General features: G+C 71.1%; 15 protein-coding genes. 5 read left to right on the top strand and 10 right to left on the bottom strand.

The genetic code is table 11. The annotated features are described in order from the left end of the window. Positions 1–8: 8 nt before the first annotated feature. On the top strand, positions 9–899 hold the full coding sequence (locus tag G555_RS0112110) for a cation diffusion facilitator family transporter (RefSeq protein ID WP_028709060.1): 891 nt from the start codon (positions 9–11) through the stop codon (positions 897–899). Between the two features lie 337 nt (positions 900–1,236). Then, a complete protein-coding gene (locus G555_RS0112105) occupies positions 1,237–1,653 on the top strand; it encodes a hypothetical protein (protein ID WP_156887538.1) in 417 nt (138 codons plus the stop codon). Between the two features lie 78 nt (positions 1,654–1,731). Here the strand turns inward: G555_RS0112105 and G555_RS0112100 are convergent, their stop codons facing one another. From G555_RS0112100 to G555_RS0112065, 8 genes are all read right to left on the bottom strand, one after another. After that, complete coding sequence (locus G555_RS0112100) at positions 1,732–4,281, bottom strand: ABC transporter permease (protein WP_028709058.1); 2,550 nt, start codon at positions 4,279–4,281, stop codon at positions 1,732–1,734. Then, on the bottom strand, positions 4,281–5,192 hold the full coding sequence (locus G555_RS19750) for an ABC transporter ATP-binding protein (RefSeq protein ID WP_084635223.1): 912 nt from the start codon (positions 5,190–5,192) through the stop codon (positions 4,281–4,283). Before G555_RS19750 ends, G555_RS0112100 begins: the two co-directional genes overlap by 1 nt. Positions 5,193–5,345: 153 nt before the next feature. Beyond that, positions 5,346–6,734, bottom strand: coding sequence for an NAD(P)H-quinone dehydrogenase (locus G555_RS0112090; protein WP_036922894.1), 1,389 nt, complete (start codon positions 6,732–6,734; stop codon positions 5,346–5,348). Positions 6,735–6,901: 167 nt separating this feature from the next. Then, positions 6,902–8,575, bottom strand: coding sequence for an AMP-binding protein (locus G555_RS0112085; RefSeq protein WP_028709056.1), 1,674 nt, complete (start codon positions 8,573–8,575; stop codon positions 6,902–6,904). Positions 8,576–8,835: 260 nt separating this feature from the next. Further along, positions 8,836–9,690 (bottom strand): transglutaminase-like domain-containing protein, encoded by an 855-nt coding sequence (locus tag G555_RS19745; RefSeq protein WP_051208975.1) that lies wholly within the window; start codon positions 9,688–9,690, stop codon positions 8,836–8,838. A gap of 134 nt (positions 9,691–9,824) precedes the next feature. Further along, a complete protein-coding gene (locus G555_RS0112075; protein ID WP_028709055.1) occupies positions 9,825–10,442 on the bottom strand; it encodes a LysE family transporter in 618 nt (205 codons plus the stop codon). A 121-nt stretch (positions 10,443–10,563) separates the two neighbouring features. Further along, entirely contained in the window at positions 10,564–11,394 is an 831-nt protein-coding gene (locus G555_RS0112070; protein WP_028709054.1) for an SDR family NAD(P)-dependent oxidoreductase, read from the bottom strand. A 125-nt stretch (positions 11,395–11,519) separates the two neighbouring features. Continuing rightward, a complete protein-coding gene (locus tag G555_RS0112065; RefSeq protein WP_028709053.1) occupies positions 11,520–12,116 on the bottom strand; it encodes a class I SAM-dependent methyltransferase in 597 nt (198 codons plus the stop codon). 100 nt (positions 12,117–12,216) lie between these two features. On the opposite strand from G555_RS0112065, the gene G555_RS0112060 reads away from it, so the two are divergent. Next, positions 12,217–12,876 (top strand): maleylpyruvate isomerase N-terminal domain-containing protein, encoded by a 660-nt coding sequence (locus tag G555_RS0112060; RefSeq protein WP_028709052.1) that lies wholly within the window; start codon positions 12,217–12,219, stop codon positions 12,874–12,876. 21 nt (positions 12,877–12,897) lie between these two features. Here G555_RS0112060 and G555_RS0112055 read toward each other — a convergent pair whose 3' ends face one another. Then, positions 12,898–13,701, bottom strand: coding sequence for an ABC transporter permease (locus tag G555_RS0112055; protein WP_028709051.1), 804 nt, complete (start codon positions 13,699–13,701; stop codon positions 12,898–12,900). After that, positions 13,698–14,636, bottom strand: a complete 939-nt coding sequence (locus G555_RS0112050; protein WP_028709050.1) for an ABC transporter ATP-binding protein — start codon at positions 14,634–14,636, stop codon at positions 13,698–13,700. Before G555_RS0112050 ends, G555_RS0112055 begins: the two co-directional genes overlap by 4 nt. A 63-nt stretch (positions 14,637–14,699) precedes the next feature. Here G555_RS0112050 and G555_RS22865 point away from each other — a divergent pair, with 63 nt between their 5' ends. Both G555_RS22865 and G555_RS0112040 read left to right on the top strand, forming a co-directional pair. Beyond that, a complete protein-coding gene (locus G555_RS22865; protein ID WP_051208973.1) occupies positions 14,700–15,482 on the top strand; it encodes a TetR/AcrR family transcriptional regulator in 783 nt (260 codons plus the stop codon). Positions 15,483–15,571: 89 nt separating this feature from the next. Further along, positions 15,572–15,907 carry a YnfA family protein gene (locus G555_RS0112040; protein WP_028709049.1) on the top strand — a complete coding sequence of 112 codons (336 nt, stop codon included), beginning with the start codon at positions 15,572–15,574 and terminating at the stop codon, positions 15,905–15,907. Positions 15,908–16,016: the final 109 nt, after the last annotated feature.

The following is a 16,016-nucleotide window of genomic DNA, read 5'->3' as shown; positions in this document are numbered from 1 at the left end:
GGAGCGTCGTGGTCACTCAACGCGACCGGACACAGACGATCCTGGAGCGCTACATCTGGCTCTCGATCGCCACCGCCGTGGCCACGCTCACCCTGAAGGCGGTCGCGGCGTGGATCACCGGGTCGGTGGGCCTGGCGTCGGACGCTCTCGAATCGACCGTCAACCTCGTCGCCGCGCTCGTGGCGCTGTGGGCGCTGCGGCTGGCGGCGCGACCCGCCGACCACAACCACGACTTCGGGCACGGCAAGGCCGAATACGTGTCGGCGGGGGTCGAGGGGGCGATGATCTTCGTCGCCGCCGTCCTGATCGTCGTCTCGGCCGTCGACCGCATCGTCAACCCGGCCGAGCTCGAACAGCCCGGCCTCGGCCTGCTGCTGTCGACGGTCGCCAGCCTGCTCAACCTCGGCACGGGCCTGCTGCTGATCCGCGCGGGCCGGCGACACCGGTCCATCACGCTCGTCGCCGACGGCAAGCACCTCATGACCGACGTGTGGACGTCGGCCGGCGTCCTGGCGGCCGTCGGGCTGATCGTCCTCACCGGCTGGCAGATCCTCGACCCGCTCATCGCCATCGCCGTCGCCGTGAACATCCTGTTCACGGGATACAGACTGGTACGACGGTCGATCGTCGGCCTCCTGGATGCCACGCTGCCCCCCGAGGAGGTCGCCCTCGTCCGCGACACGCTCGACCGTCTCGCCACCGACAACGGCGTCGAGGTCGCGAACGTCCAGACCCGCGAGTCGGGCCGGCAGCGGTTCGTCAACGTGACGATCCTCGTCCCCGGCCAGTGGACGGTGCGGCGCAGCCACGACCTCGCCGACGCGATCGAGTCGGCCGTGGACGAGGTGCTGCCCGAGACGACGACCTTCGTCCACGTCGAGCCCGCGCCGTCCCCCTGACGGCCACTCCCAGCCGACACGCGGCGGAACCAGGCTCTCGCTGCTTCCGATACCGGTGGCGCACGCGGCAGGCCTCCGATGGTCGAGCGACACAGGTCACCCGAGCGGGGACTTGGGCCGACAGCTCCGCACGTCACACAATCCGACACACATCTCGCGGAAGACACTCAGGCGTGCGCAACGCGAGATGCAGCGCAACATCAGGAGCACCCCAGCCGAGAGAACCGCCATGAAGCACTCACGACCCCCCACACGCAATAGGAGACTCGCGACGCCTGTGGTTGCCGCCGCCATCCCCCTCCTCCTGATCGGATGCTCCTCACAGGCCTCACCCGCGATGACGACCATTTCGACCGGCGGACGGATCGCAGCCGATTCGCCCTACTACAGCGACGTGGATTCTCTGCTGAGAGAATCGGATGCGGTGGCGCTGGTCGAGGTCACCGAATCCAGATCGGCCGTGATCGAGACGAGTCGCATGACCGTGTACACCGCCGATGTCCTGAAGTCGATCCAAGCCGGGATTCCGTCGCGGATCGAACTCGCAGCGATCCCGGACAACGGCACCGCCGAGACGATCGATCTGGCCGTCGGGAAACGCTATGTCGTGTTCTTGACGACACACGATGACCGGCCGGCCGGGCTCGTATCACCCACGCAGGGCGTGTTTCCCGTCGACGGCGACGTCGCTGGCGCGAGCCGTGAGGGCTCGTTCGGGCTTGGCGCTCTGGCATCACAGTTGGGGCTGAAATGACCTCCATGGCGGGTGGTGCGACGTGAGCAGACCACTCTCACCGAGCCTGCGTGTGGACCTTGCCCAGCGACGCCAACGTCACTCGGTGGCGATCGCCTGCAACACGTCGAGTTGCGCCGCCCGCCGGGCCGGCCACACCGCCGCGAGGATGCCGACGAGCACCGATACGACGAGGAACAGGCCGAGCAGCGGCCACGGGATGTCCAGCTTGTCGAGACCCTGGTCGGCGAGCGGACGCTGCAGGGCCACGCCGAACACCAGCCCCATGCCCACGCCGAGGAACGCACCGAGGAGCGCCACCACCACCGACTCCAGCGTCACCATGCGCCGAAGCTGGCCACGGGTGAGCCCGATCGCGCGCAACAGCCCGATCTCCCGCGTCCGCTCGATCACCGACAGTGCCAGCGTGTTGACGATGCCGAGGACGGCGATGATGATCGCGAGGGCGAGCAGGGCATAGATGACGGCCAGCAACTGGTCGATGGCCGAGGTGGCCTGCTGGGTGATGCTGGCGACATCGTTCACGCTGATCAGCGGCTGATCCGACACGGCGTCGGCCACCCGCTGCCGCACATCGTCCACGCTCTGGCCCGGCGAGACGTACAGGACGTATTCCGTGTCCATCTCCGGAACCCCGGCCCGCTCCAGGGTGCCGAGGTTGCTGATCATCCCCGGCACACCCGAGTTCTGCGGCGCGGAGAAGATGCCCGTCACCCTCAGCGGCACGTCCTTGTCGCGGATCGTCGCGGTGATCGTGGAGCCGGTCGTGTACCCGTGCTCGGTGGCCCAGGTGTCCTTGACGACGACCGTGTCGACCGCATCGGTCAGCTCGCCGGACTGCATCGTCATCTCCGACGTCCGCCCGAACGCCGCCGCATCCATGGCGAGGATGTTCGCGTTGTCGGAACCGACGCGCGCAGCCGCCCGACGGGTGCGGTACAGGTCGGCGACACCATCGACCTTCTCGATCCTGTCGCCCACGGAGGGAGCCATCTGCGCGGCGAGCGACGAGACCGTCAGGTCGCCGCGGAAGCCGGTCGCCACGATGCTCGCGACGCTGGTCTTGGACGTCTGGCCGAGGATCGCCATCGTCACCACGAGCGCGAGCCCGATCATCAGGGCGGACGCCGTCGCGGCCGTGCGGCGCGGGTTCCGCGCCGCATTGAGCTCCGCCAGCCGTCCGACCGATCCGAACGCCAGCCCGTAGACCCGGCCGAGCACCCAGGTCACCGGTCGGCCCAGCAGCGGGCCGGCACCGGCGACGCCGAGCAGGATCAGCAGGGCGCCGACACCGACGCAGGCCAGCGCCTCGGGGAACCAGCCGAACAACCCGCCTGCCATCGCGACCGCACCGGCCGCGATCATGACGACCGACAGGATCGTCCGCCTGCCGAGCCCCTGGGTGCCCGTCATGTACTCCCCCGTCATCGCCGCGATCGGCGGCACCTTCGAGGCCCGCGCCGCGGGGACGTACGCCGCCCCGAGCGTGACGAGCAGGCCCACGGCGTACGACGCGATCACGGCCGTGGGGCTCAACCCGGGCAGGGCACCCCCCAGGTCGACGCCGACATAGGCCATGAGCCCGTTGATGCCGGTGGCGAGGAGCCAGCCGAAGCCGATCCCCGCGGTGGCCCCGCCGAGGCCGATGATCGCCGCCTCGAACAGGACGGAGACCCGCACCTGGGCACGCGAGGCGCCCATCGCGCGCAGCAGCGCAAGCTCCCGGCCGCGTTGGGCGACGATGATCGAGAACGTGTTGACGATGAGGAACGTGGCGACGATGAGCGCGATCGCCGCGAACACGAGCAGGAACGTGTTCACGAACGACAGGCCCTGGTTGAGCGTCTCCTGGGTCTTCTCGGTGACCGTGTCGGCGCTCAACGCCTCCAGACCGGACGGAAGCACCTTGCCGACATCAGCGGTGACCTGCTCGACGTCGGCCCGCCGGTCGGCGACCACCCAGGCCGTCAGGTAGGCGTCCTTGCCGCCGGTGAAAAGCTGCTTGGACGTCTCGTCGCTGACGAACATGTAGGTCGCGCCGAACGTCGTCCCGGATCCCCACGTCGCGGTGCCGACGATCTTGAACGGGACCGGCTTGCCCGTCAGCACGTCCACGGCGGCCATGATGTCGCCGACCTTGTAGCCGCCACGCTCCAGCGCCGTGGGGTCGAGCATGACCTCACCGTCTCCGGGGGCGTGCCCCGACTTGATGACGAGGCCCTGCTGCCCGCCCGCCGCGGGAGCCTTGATGTAGTTCGACGTGATCGTGGGCGCCCCGGGCGACGAGATGAGCTGGCCCGACTTGCTGAGCGGGTACAGCGTCGTGCCGACGTTGTTCCCGTACGCCGCCGCCACCCCCGGGACGTCGCGGATCCGCTCCAGGACGGCAGGCGTCACCTCGACGCGGGCCGAGTCGAGGTCGGTCATGGTCGCGTCGTCGTACTGGCCCTTGAGGCCCACGTTCACGTCGGCGACAGTGCCCTTGAGCAGCCCGTTCAGCGACGCGGAGAGCATGTCGGTGAACAGCAGGGACCCGGCCACGAACGCGACGCCGAGGACGATGGCGAATGCGCTCATCAGCATCCGCAGCTTGTGTCCGAGCAGCGACTTCCAACTGGCCCGGAGCATCAGTCCTCCACCACGCGGCGCGCCTCCTGGGGCGTCCCCTCGGACGGTGGGACGGCGAGTTCGGATGAGCCGGGCAGCAACGCCGCCTCGCTGTGCGCGGGCGCCACGTCACCGGGAAGCAGGACGCGGCCCCCGGGTGGCGTGGCCGGGCGTGCCGTCCGCCCGCCGGCCGGCTCGAGCCGGCCCATCGCCCGCAGGACGTCCTCACGGGACGGGCTGCGCAGTTCGTCGACGACCTCGCCGTCGGCGAGGAACACGACCCGGTCGGTGTAGGCGGCACCCACGGGGTCGTGCGTGACCATGACGATCGTCTGTCCGAAATCGTCCACGCTGCGGCGCAGGAATGCCAGCACCTCGGCGCCGGAGCGCGAATCGAGGTTGCCGGTGGGCTCGTCGGCGAACACGATGTCGGGCTTGCTCATCAGCGCGCGGGCGCAGGCCACCCGCTGCTGCTGGCCTCCGGACAACTCGCTCGGTTTGTGGGTGAGCCTGTCCCGCAGGCCCACCGTGTCGATGATGAGGTCGTACCACTCGGGGTCGGGTTTGCGCCCCGCGATGGAGAGCGGCAGCAGGATGTTCTCGTCGGCCGTCAGCGTCGGGATGAGGTTGAACGACTGGAAGACGAAGCCGATGCGCTCACGGCGCAGCAGCGTGAGCTGCTTGTCCTTCAACCGGCCGATCTCCGTGTCGCCGATGAACACGGCGCCACCCGTGGGATTGTCGAGGCCGGCGACGCAGTGCATGAGCGTCGACTTCCCCGAGCCGGACGCCCCCATCACGGCGGTGAACTTGCCGCGCTCGAACCCGAGGGTCACGCCGGCGAGCGCGACGACCGCCGCCTCACCATGGCCGTATACCTTGCGCAGGTCCTCGGTGCGGGCGGCGAGCGGGCTCAGGGACCCAGCAGTCATCGGCGTGGCTTCCTCTCGGGTCGAATCTGGGCCCCAGGGTACTCACAGCATCCGCCGCCGCTCCGGGCATCCGGGCGGGCTGGGGGACGACTCCGGGCAGCCCCCGAGCCTCGCCCGGCCGGCCGCGGCGGGAAGGCCGGGGACGTCGGTCGGTCAGCGCTGCGACGGGGCCGCGTGCAACTGCCGGGCGGCCTCGGCCATCGAGCCCGACAGCGACGGATAGATCGTCATGGCGCTGGCGAGTTGGTCGACCGTGACGCGGGTGGTCACCGCGAGAGTCAGGACGTGGATGAACTCGCTGGCCCGCGGCCCGACGACGACCCCGCCCAGGACGGTCCCGTCGCCGTCGCGGGCGATGATCTTGATGAACCCCTCGTGGATTCCCTGCATCTTCGCCCGGGCGTTGCGCGCCAGCGGGACCGTCGTCGCCCGTGCGCCGTGCTCGGCGGCGGCCGCCGCGCTGATGCCGACGGTCGCGATCTCGGGTGCGGTGAACACGTTCGCGGGCACGTTGCGGGTGTCCAGCGGCGCGACGGCATCGCCGAGGGCATGCCACATCGCGATCCGGCCCTGAGTCGCCGCGACCGACGCGAGAGGCAGCACGCCGGTCACGTCGCCGGCGGCATAGATCTGGGGCACCGTCGTCCGCGAGACCCGATCGACCTGGACGTGGCCGGACCGGGTCAGCGCGACCCCGGCCTCCTCCAGCCCCAGCCCGGCCGAGTTCGGGACGCCCCCCACGGCCATCAGGCAGTGCGAGCCCGTCACCTCGCGGCCGTCCTCGAGGGTGACGACGACACTGTCGCCGCGGCGCTCGGCGGCGGCGGCGCGCGACCGGGACAGGACCCGCATCCCGCGGCGCCGGAACGCCTCCTCGATCAGTGCCGCGGCATCGGGATCCTCGCCGGGCAGAACCCGGTCCCTGCTGGAGATGAGGACGACGTCGCATCCGAGCGCCCCGAACGCGCCCGCGAACTCGGCGCCGGTCACGCCCGAGCCGACGACGATCAGGCGTTCGGGCAGCTCCGTCAGGGAGTAGAGCTGCGTCCATGTGAGGATGCGCTCCCCATCGGGCCGCGCCGAGGACAGGACGCGCGGAGACGCGCCCGTCGCGACCAGGATCACGTCGGCGTCCAGTTCGGACTCGGCGCCGTCGGCGGCCGTCGCCTGGACGACGCCCGCCGTCACGATCCGGCCGGCGCCGTCGAAGACGCGAACACCCTCGCGTTCCAGGCGCGCGCGGATGTCGGCGGACTGCTGCGCGGCCAGCCCGCGGACGCGGGCGTTGACCTCGCCGAGGTCGACCGGCAGCGCGGTCGCGCCGTCCAGATGGACGCCCAGCTCGTCGGCACTCTCGATCACCGACCGCCATTCGGCGGTGGCGATGAGCGTCTTCGACGGGACCACGTCGGTGAGGACGGCGGCACCGCCCACGCCCTGGCGCTCGACGAGGGTCACCTCCGAGGCGAGCTGGCGAGCGACGAGGGCCGCCTCATAGCCGGCGGGCCCTCCCCCGACGATCACGACCTGGCGGCCGCGCATGGTCGCCGAGGCGCCGCTGTGCTGAGGGGACGCTCCCACCGATTCGCTCATGGCGACAATCTTGCCCCTCCCGGTGCCGGTTCACCCACCGTCCGCGCGGCTCGGCGAGCACCTCTTCGTCAACGCGAGCGGCGATCGCGGCGCCCGGGGCGGCGCTGCCGGGCGGATCAGCGACGGGTCGCCAGCTCCGTGAAGTCCTCGTACCGGAACTCGTCGCGCCCTTCCTGGAAGCGCAGCGCGACGCGGCGGATCTTGCCCGAGATCGTCTTCGGCAGCTCCGCGAACTCCAGCCGGCGCACACGCAGGTACGGAGCGAGGTTCTCCTTCGCGTATCGCAGGATCGTCAGCGCCGTGTCGCGGCTCGGTTCCCATCCCGGCGCGAGGTGGACGTATGCCTTCGGCACGGCGAGGCGCACCGGGTCGGCCGCGGGGACGACGGCGGCCTCGGCCACGGCAGGGTGCTCCAGCAGGACGCTCTCCAGCTCGAAGGGCGACACCTTGTAGTCGGACGCCTTGAAGACGTCGTCGGTGCGTCCGACATAGGTGAGGTAGCCGTCCTCGTCCTGCGACACGAGATCCCCGGTGTGGTAGTACCCGCCGTGGATCGCCTGCCGCACCTGGGCGGCATCGGCGTATCCGGACATGAGGTTGAACGGCCACGGGTCGACCGGGAGGCACACCTCGCCGTGAGCGTCCGGCCGCTTCGTGTCGGGATCGATGACGACCAGGTCGGTCCCCGGCATCCGCCGCCCCATCGAGCCCGGCTTCACGATCTCACCAGGGGCGTTCCCGACGATGCAGGTCGTCTCGGTCTGGCCGTACCCGTCGCGGATCGTGAGCCCCCATGCGTCCTGTACGCGTTTGATGACCTCGGGGTTCAGCGGCTCCCCGGCGCCGACGATCTCGCGCAGGCCGGCCGGACGCGACCCCAGATTGGCGAGCAGCATCATCCGCCAGACGGTCGGCGGGGCGCAGAAACAGGCGATGTGGGCGTTCTCCAGTTGCGCGATGAGGTCCGCCGCGTCGAACCGGCGGTAGTTGTACACGAAGACGGTCGCCTCGGCCAGCCACGGGGAGAAGAAGCTGCTCCATGCGTGCTTGCCCCAGCCGGGGGAGCTGATGTTGAGGTGTACGTCACCGGGCCGGACGCCGATGAAGTACATCGTCGTGAGGTGCCCGACGGGGTACGAGAGCTGGGTGTGGAAGACGAGCTTGGGATCCTTGGTGGTGCCGGACGTGAAATACGCCAGGACGGGGTCGGAGGCGTCGGTCGCGATCGCCTGCGGCACGGGGGCGACCTCGCGCGCCTCGGTGAACGAGCGCCAGCCGGCGGGCTCGTGGCCGGTCGTGATGCGGATGAAGTCCCCGGCGACGCTGGCGAACTTGTCGGCGTCACGGGGGTTGGCGATGACGGCCCGGACGTTCGCGCGCGCGATCCGGTCGGCGATGTCGGCCGGTGGGAGCGCTTCGGTCGTCGGCAGGATCACCGCGCCGATCTTCATGACGGCCAGTTGCGCGACCCACAGCTCGACCTGGTTGCCGAGCATGAGCATGACGACGTCGCCGATGCCCACTCCGACGCCGCGCAGCCATTCGGCCGCCGCGTCGGAGCGGTCGACCAGTTCGCCGTAGGTGTAGGTGGAGTCGGTGCCGTCGGTCTCCCTGATCCACAGGGCCAGGGTGTCGCGACCCCGGCCGATGGCGTCGAACCAGTCGATGGCCCAGTTGAAGGGGCCGCTGATGTCGGGCCACCGGAAGTCGGCCGCAGCCACGGCCGCCTCGCCACGGTGCGCCAGCAGCAGGTCGCGGGCCTCGCGGATCGCCTCGGTGGCCTTGCTCATCGGTCTCCCTCCCGTTCCGTGAACCTACCCTTACGGAACCGTAGGTTAGCAACGCTACCCCCGCTTTTCGCCGTGACCCGCGATGTCCCACCGCTGAGGCCCTTCACCGGGACCTGCCCGACCGCGGGCAGGCGCGTACCGAACGCTCGCTTTCCCCCACCCCGCCTCCGCCGAGCGCTCCCAAACTGCCGGAATTCGCCGCTTTTCCGGCAGTTTGGGAGCGTTCGGCGGGGGTTTCGGGCCCTCGGCGCGGGGATGTCTCAGCCCGCGGGACGCCGCACCGGCGGCCAGGGCGTCCCCGCGAGGTCGCCGGCCAGCTCCTCGCAGAAGACCGTCATCCGCTTGAGCCACGGAGAGCCGAACGTGGAGCACAACGCCACGTCCACCGCGTCCCGGCCGTAGGCGACGGGGACCCGCCCCTTGCGCCGGGCATCGTGACGCGGGTCGAACGTCCACCACCGATCCCCCAGGTACACCTCGCACCACGCGTGATAGTCCATCGGCGCCGGGTTGGGGACGACGTCGAGATCGGGCAGCATCCCGGTCACGTACCGCGCGGGCAGGTTCAGCGCCCGGCACAGCGCGACCATGAGATGCGCGAAGTCGCGGCACACGCCGTAGCGGTTGTTGAAGGCGTCCACGGCCGTCCACCACGACCCGGTGCTCCCGGTCGAATAGGTGAGGTGGGCATGGACGAACTCGCTGATCGCGCGCGGCCGCTCGTATGTCGCCGGCAGGTGACCGAAGAGGGCCCACGCCTCCTGACTGAGGACGTCCGACTGGGCGTACCGGCTGGGCATCGTGTACACGAGGAGGTCCTCGGGGATCGACTCCGGGGGCAGTTGCGGGGCGGAGAGGTCCGCCTCGTCGAGGTCGTCGGGGACGTCGGCGACGGCGTAGTACGCCACGACGGACTCGCCGGCCGGAAGCACCGTGCGGTGACACCGGTTGCCGAACAGGTCGCGGTACTCGTGGAGGTCGATGCCGGGCGCGGTGTACCAGGTCTCGCCCGACAGGTACCGGGCCGTCGGAGGTTGCAGGATGAAGATCGCCGGGGTCGCTGCCTGCGCGACGTGGACGAACTCGCCGCCGATGCGAAGAGTGCGCGTGACCATTGTGTTCCCTCCCCACGTGAGGCGCCGAATCTACCTCGGCGCCCCGCATTCGCTCTCCCCCCGACGCCGGATGCCGGATGCCCGGCCCCACGGCGGGTCCGTCGCCCGCCGCTCGCGTCCGGCGAGCCCGTGATTCAGAAGAGGACCGTCCGGACGGCGAGCGCCAGGACGATCGCGCCGCCCAGGACGGTCGTCCCCCGCCGGCCCCGCGGCGACGCCACGACGCGGCCCAAGGCCGATCCGCCGGTGGCGAAAGCGATCTGCCACACGGCCGACGCCGCGAACGCGCCGGTCACGAAGGCGACGCGGGCCGGCACGGAGGCGATCTCGCCGAACGGCGAACCGACGACGAGGGCGGCGAAGTAGACCACGGTCACGGGGTTCACGGCCGTGATCCCCAGCACCGTCAGATAGGCACGCAACGGCGACGTCGTGTCCTGCGGACCGGACGACGCCACCGGACCGGTGCGCAGCCCGCGCCACACCATCGTCGCGCCGATGCCGGCGAGGAGGACCGCCGAGGCCCATCGCAGCGCGGGACCGGCCTGTTCCACCAGCGGCGCAACGACGCCTCCGGCGAGAACCGCGACCACGGCGTACACGCCATCGGCCGTCGCGGCGCCCAGCCCGGCTGCCGCGCCCACTCGCCACCCGTGACGCGCCGACAGAAGGATGATGAACGTCGCGACCGCACCCACCGGCACGGCGACCGCCAGCCCGGCGACACAGCCGCCGAGGAACGCCCCGGTCATGGCGCCGAAGGGGGCTCCGCAGGGTCGTCGGCGAGAGTGTTCAGGCCCGACTCCGTCGCGCGCGGCATGGCGAGCGGGAACCACCGGGTCATGAGCATGCGGTCAGGCTAACGCCCGGGTGTTACGGACGGGTTCCGCGGCGGGTGAGCTCCTCGCTCAGGCGCACGAGGCGCCCGCGGTAGTCGGGGTCGTACGCCGCGGGTCGCGCCTGCGCCTCCGCCTGGCGGTTGAAGAAGCGGCCGGTCACGCCCTCCAGCGCCGGGTCGTCCACGAGCCGCATCACCGACGCGACGCCGGTCTCGAGGGACTCCTCGGCCTCCTGCCCGGCGTGCAGGACCATCTTCGTGGGCATGAACGTCGCGGGGTGGACGCTGTTGACGGTCACCTGGTCGGCCGGCAGTTCCTCGGCCAGGGCGAATCCCGCCGCGATCATCGCGAGCTTCGAACGGCGGTACGCCTGCCAGCCGTCGTACCCGTGGGCCAGGGTCGGATCGTCGAGGTCGACCTCGGCCTGTCCGATCGACGCCACGTTGACGACGCGCGCGGGTGCACCTGCCCGGAGCAGCGGCACCAGATCGCGGGTGAGGGCGAACGGGGCGAGGTGGTTCACGGCGAACCGCAGCTCGTTGCCGTCCGCGGTGAGGCGCCGGTCGGTTCCGTCGGGCTCTCCGAACCCCACACCGGCGTTGTTGACGAGGACGTTGACCCGGTCGGTGACGGTCGTGATGTCGTCGGCCAGGTGGTGGACCTGCACCATCTCCGACAGATCGGCCACGACGGTGACGATCCGGGCGCGATGCTCGGCCAGTTCGCTCTCCACCGCGGCGAGGCGACTCGGGTTGCGGCCGTGCAGGATGAGGAGGGTGCCGGCGCGCCCCGCGAGCCGGTGTGCCAGCGCACGGCCCAGTCCGTCGGTGGCTCCGGTCAAGACGACGACCCGATCTTCGCTCATGGATCCTTCCGGTTGCTGCCCCGGAGGAACGGCCCACGACAACGAGGTTCCTTGTTCCGGGTGCACGTGTCCACGTCCGATGGTACGCAACAGGTCCGGACCGGACGGCCGATTCCGTCCACGCGCTATCCCTCGGGCCTGTTCCACAGCACCACGTACCTCCACATGGCGAGCCGTCTCCAGCGGCATCCCGGCAGCGCGTGCCGCGCCGCGGCCCGCACCTCGGCGTAGCTGTGGGGCGGCCGGACGGTCGGCGCGGAATGCTCCCAGGCGGTGCGCCCGACGCTGAGCACCCGGTGTCCGACCACCCCGGCGACATCGTGGGCCCAATCGACGGGACGCGTGCTGCGGGCCATTCCGACCACAGCGACGACACCGCCGGGCCGGACAAGCTCGGCGAAGCGCCGCAGGGCCGTCGCCGGGTCGGCCAGGTGGTGAAGGGCCGCGACCGAGGCGACGACATCGAACGACGCCCGCGGGAACGGGTAGGTGAGGATGTCGCCGCGGATCCAGGTCACCCCAGGATCCTCGGCGTGGGCGAGAGCGAGGACATCCGCGTCGACGTCCAATCCCGTGACGTGCGGGATGCGCCGGTGGAGCTCGGTTGCCAACAGTTCGTTCCCTGTGCCGACATCGAGAGCGGTCCGGGCGTTCCGCGGCAGCGCACCGAGGATCACCGCGTGATAGTGGATGTTGTGGTTCCACCTCTCGTCGCGCCTCATCCGCCACCTCTCAGGAGGACACGGCCAGCGTACCTGTGGAGATGCCACGGACGTCGGGCAGCGGATCGCCGGAGACCCGGCACCGTCCTAGACTCGCGCCATGACCCTCGGATTCGCCGGTCGGCTCGACCGGAACCTGCTGCTGCCGGCCGTCGACCGCGTCGGCGAACTGGTCGCACGCCCACAGATCGAGCGCTCTTGGGAACGGGATTCGAGCTGCGAGGGAATGACGGTCGGGGGCCTCACCCGCCATCTCGTCCAGCAGCCCGCCACCGTCGCCGACCGGCTGGCGGGCGATCCCGATGCGGGCGCCGGCGCCGGGACGGTCGGCCTCGCCGAGCACTACGCGCGGGCGGCGTGGGCCAACGCCGACCTGGACGAGGCGCCCAACACCTCGATCCGCGATGCCGCCAACGCGGAGGCGGCGTCAGGCCACGCGGCGGCCGTGCACGCCCTCTCCGAAGCGCGGGCCCGCCTCGCCGGCGTCCTGCCCGGGGCACCGGCGACGGTGTTCCTGCCGCGACAGGGCTGGTGGCTGGCGACCGACGACTTCATCGTCACGCGCCTGATGGAGATGGTCGTCCACGCCGACGATCTCGCCGTCAGCGTCGGGCTGCCCACGCCGGCCTTCGGCGCCGAGACGATCGACGCCGTGCTGCGGCTGCTCGCCATGCTGTCGGTGCGCCGCCACGGGGAGGCGGCGCTCATACGCACGCTCACCCGGCCGCAGCGCGCCTCGCGCGACGTCACGGCGTTCTGACGCGCTCGGCGACGGGTCTCGTCAGCCCCGGCGCCGCAGGGCCAGGCCCGCGCCCAGCACCGAGATCGCGCACCACACGATCAGCACGATCCACGACCGCGGCGCGATGGAGAACTCCTGCGGCGCCAGACCGGCACGGACGGCCTGTGCCATCGGTTCGAGCGGCAGCCACTCGTGCAGGATCCGCGCCCACCCCGGCAGGCGCTCGGACGGATAGCTGATCGGGGTGAACAGCATCACGGTGAAGACGAGCACCTGGGAGATCAGTTGCGCCACGGTGGGCGGCAGCAGGGTCCCGATGGCGTAGCCGAGCGAGGCCGAGACGAGCGAGACGAGAAGGATCGATGGCACCAGCCACCAGGTCGGGGAAAGCGTCACGCCGAAGGTGAGCGCCCCGACGACGACACCGACGACGGTCCCGGGCAGCGCGATGAGCGTCCACATCACCAGGTCCGCCAGCAAGAAGACCTCGCGCGGCGCGGGCAGCGTCCGCAGCCAGTCGAGGCTTCCTTCGGTCTTGGACTGGAGCACCGTCTGCGGGGTCATCACGAGTCCCACGGTGATCAGGGTGATCGTGGGGGCGCCGGTCGCGAGGTACAGCCCCGCGATGCGGTCGGGGTTTCCGGCCAGCAGCCCGTAGCCGACGACCGTCGCGACGGCCAGCATCACCTGCACCACGACGAGCAGGGGCAGGTACTGGCCGCTGCGCCGCACCTGCCACTGGACCATCAGGCCGAGCTGACGCATGTGTTCGGCACCACGCGAGAACGCCTCCGGGCGACGCCCGGAACCGCCGACCCCGGTCTCACGAGCGAGGGCGGTCATGCTGCGGACTCCTCGTGGTCGACCAGCTCGACGTAGACGTCCTCCAGGGAGCGCTGCGTGAGGGAGAACGCCTCGATGCTGCGCTCCGCCCGCTCGCGGGCGGCCCACGCGATCGCCTCGCCGGCACGCTCGGCCGGGACGGTCGCGACCGAGCGCGTGCGGGTTCGCTGCGCGACCACGAGACCCGCAGGCCAGCCGAGCCGGGCCCCGGGAGCGGTCTCGACCTCCAGCGCCAGTGTGTCGCCCAGTCCGTGCGTGAGCGCACCGGGGGTTCCCGATGCCAGCACCACGCCGTGGTCGAGGATCGCCAGGCGGTCGACGACCTGCTCGGCCTCGCGGACGTTGTGGGTGACGAGGAGGACCGCGGCCCCGGCGTCGGCGAGGGCCCGGATCTGGCCCCAGAGGAGCCGTCGCCGCACAGGGTCGACGTCGTTGGTCGGTTCGTCGAGGACCACCAGTCGGCCCGGGACGACGGCCGCCATCGCGAACGCCGTGAGCCGGGCCACGCCGCCGGACACTTTCTCGGACGGTGTGTCGATCCATTCCTCGAGGTCGAGTGCCCCGAGCAGCGCCGCTGCGCGCGATGCCACCTCGGGGCGTCGGCCGCCGCGAATCCGTCCGACGAGCTCGACCGCGACCCGCGGGGTGAGGCCGGTGATCGGCACGTTCGCCTGTGCCTGGACGCTCGCAAGGCGGCGTGCCTGCTCGGGGCGGGCGATCGCGTCGACGCCGGCGAGGAGAATCTCACCCGCATCGGGCCGGAGCAGCCCGACGACCTGGTTGACCAGGGTCGACTTCCCGGCGCCGTTGTGCCCCAGCAGTCCCACGACCTGTCCGGCCGTGACGGTCAGATCGATCCCGCCGTTCGCCTGAACCGCACCGCCTCGGGAACGGAATCCCTTGCGCAGCCCGGTGACCTGCAGCACATCGTCCATCGCATCCTCCATGCCAGACGAGACCAATACCAACCGGTATGGAACATACCAGATGGAATCTACATGTCCTGGCAGTACGCTGCCCTCATGGCGAAGGCCCACGACGGCGACGACATCGGCACGGCGACCCGCGCGCTGGCCGAGGCGGTCAGCGCCCTGACAAGGTCGGTCACCCAGAACCTCTCCGAACTCGGGCAGGACGTGAACACGCAGGTGGCCGGCTCGCTGCGGGCTGCGTCGCGGGAGCTCGCGGACGCGTCCACGAAGCTCGGTCGCTCCGGTCGCGGCGCCACACGGGCGGCGTCACGCCGCACACGCGAGAGGCTTCTGGCTTCGGCCAGGAAGCTGTTCGCCGAGCGCGGCTACGAGGCGGCCAGCCTGGGCGACGTCGCCGCCGACGCCGGCTTCACCAAAGGTGCGGTCTACGCGAACTTCGCCGGCAAGGAGGACCTGCTGCTCGCCGTCGCCGAGGAACTCGCGTCCGAGAACGAGCGGTGGCTCGCCGACGGGCCGACCGCCGCGGCGCTCGGCGAGGCCACGGACGATCCGGCGGCCCACGAGTCGCAGTTGCTCGCCGTCGAGATCTCCTTGTACGCGGCGCGCCACCCCGAGGTCCGCGAGCGCATCGCGGGGCTCTTCGGCCCCGGGATCGACAGCATGGCGCGGCTCGTGGCCGCCGCCCCCGACAGCCCGGGATCGCACGACCGCGACACCGCGGCGGGTCTCATCGCGATCCGCACCTACATCCCGTTCGTGATCCCGATCCTCGCCGATGCCGATGCCGCCGAGACGAGCCGCCGCCTGGCCGTCCGGCTTCTCGCCGCCGAGCCGGACACGACCGCCTGATCGTCCCTCCGCGAACGGCGCCGCGAGGCCCGCCCGTCCACCCCGCGGCGACCCCGACTCGTTCTCGCGCGGGCCTGGGACGATGCCCCATGACCACGCTGAAGTCGATCGTCTTGTTCGTCGCCGCCGCGATCTGCGAGATCGGCGGCGCCTGGCTCGTCTGGCAGGGGGTCCGCGAACACAAGGGATGGGTGTGGATCGGAGCGGGCGTCGCCGTGCTGGGGGTGTACGGGTTCGTCGCGACGCTGCAGCCCGACGCGCACTTCGGACGCATCCTCGCCGCCTACGGCGGGGTGTTCGTCGCGGGGTCACTCCTCTGGGGGATGGCCGTGGACGGATTCCGCCCCGATCGGTTCGACGTCATCGGCGCGATCCTGTGCCTCGCCGGCGTCGCGGTCATCATGTACGCGCCCCGTGGCGCCTGAGCCTGCGCCGGGCCTGGCACGGCCGCCGCGTTCCCCCCGAGACGCGGCGACCTCGTGTGGTGCCGCGCTAAGGATAGCCTCACCGCACAACCGGACACCCCGACGTCTC

The sequence above is a fragment of the Propionicicella superfundia DSM 22317 genome, assembly GCF_000423465.1.
In the GTDB taxonomy this organism is placed as follows: Bacteria; Actinomycetota; Actinomycetes; order Propionibacteriales; family Propionibacteriaceae; genus Propionicicella; species Propionicicella superfundia.
This window is presented reverse-complemented; position numbering and strand designations above follow the sequence as displayed.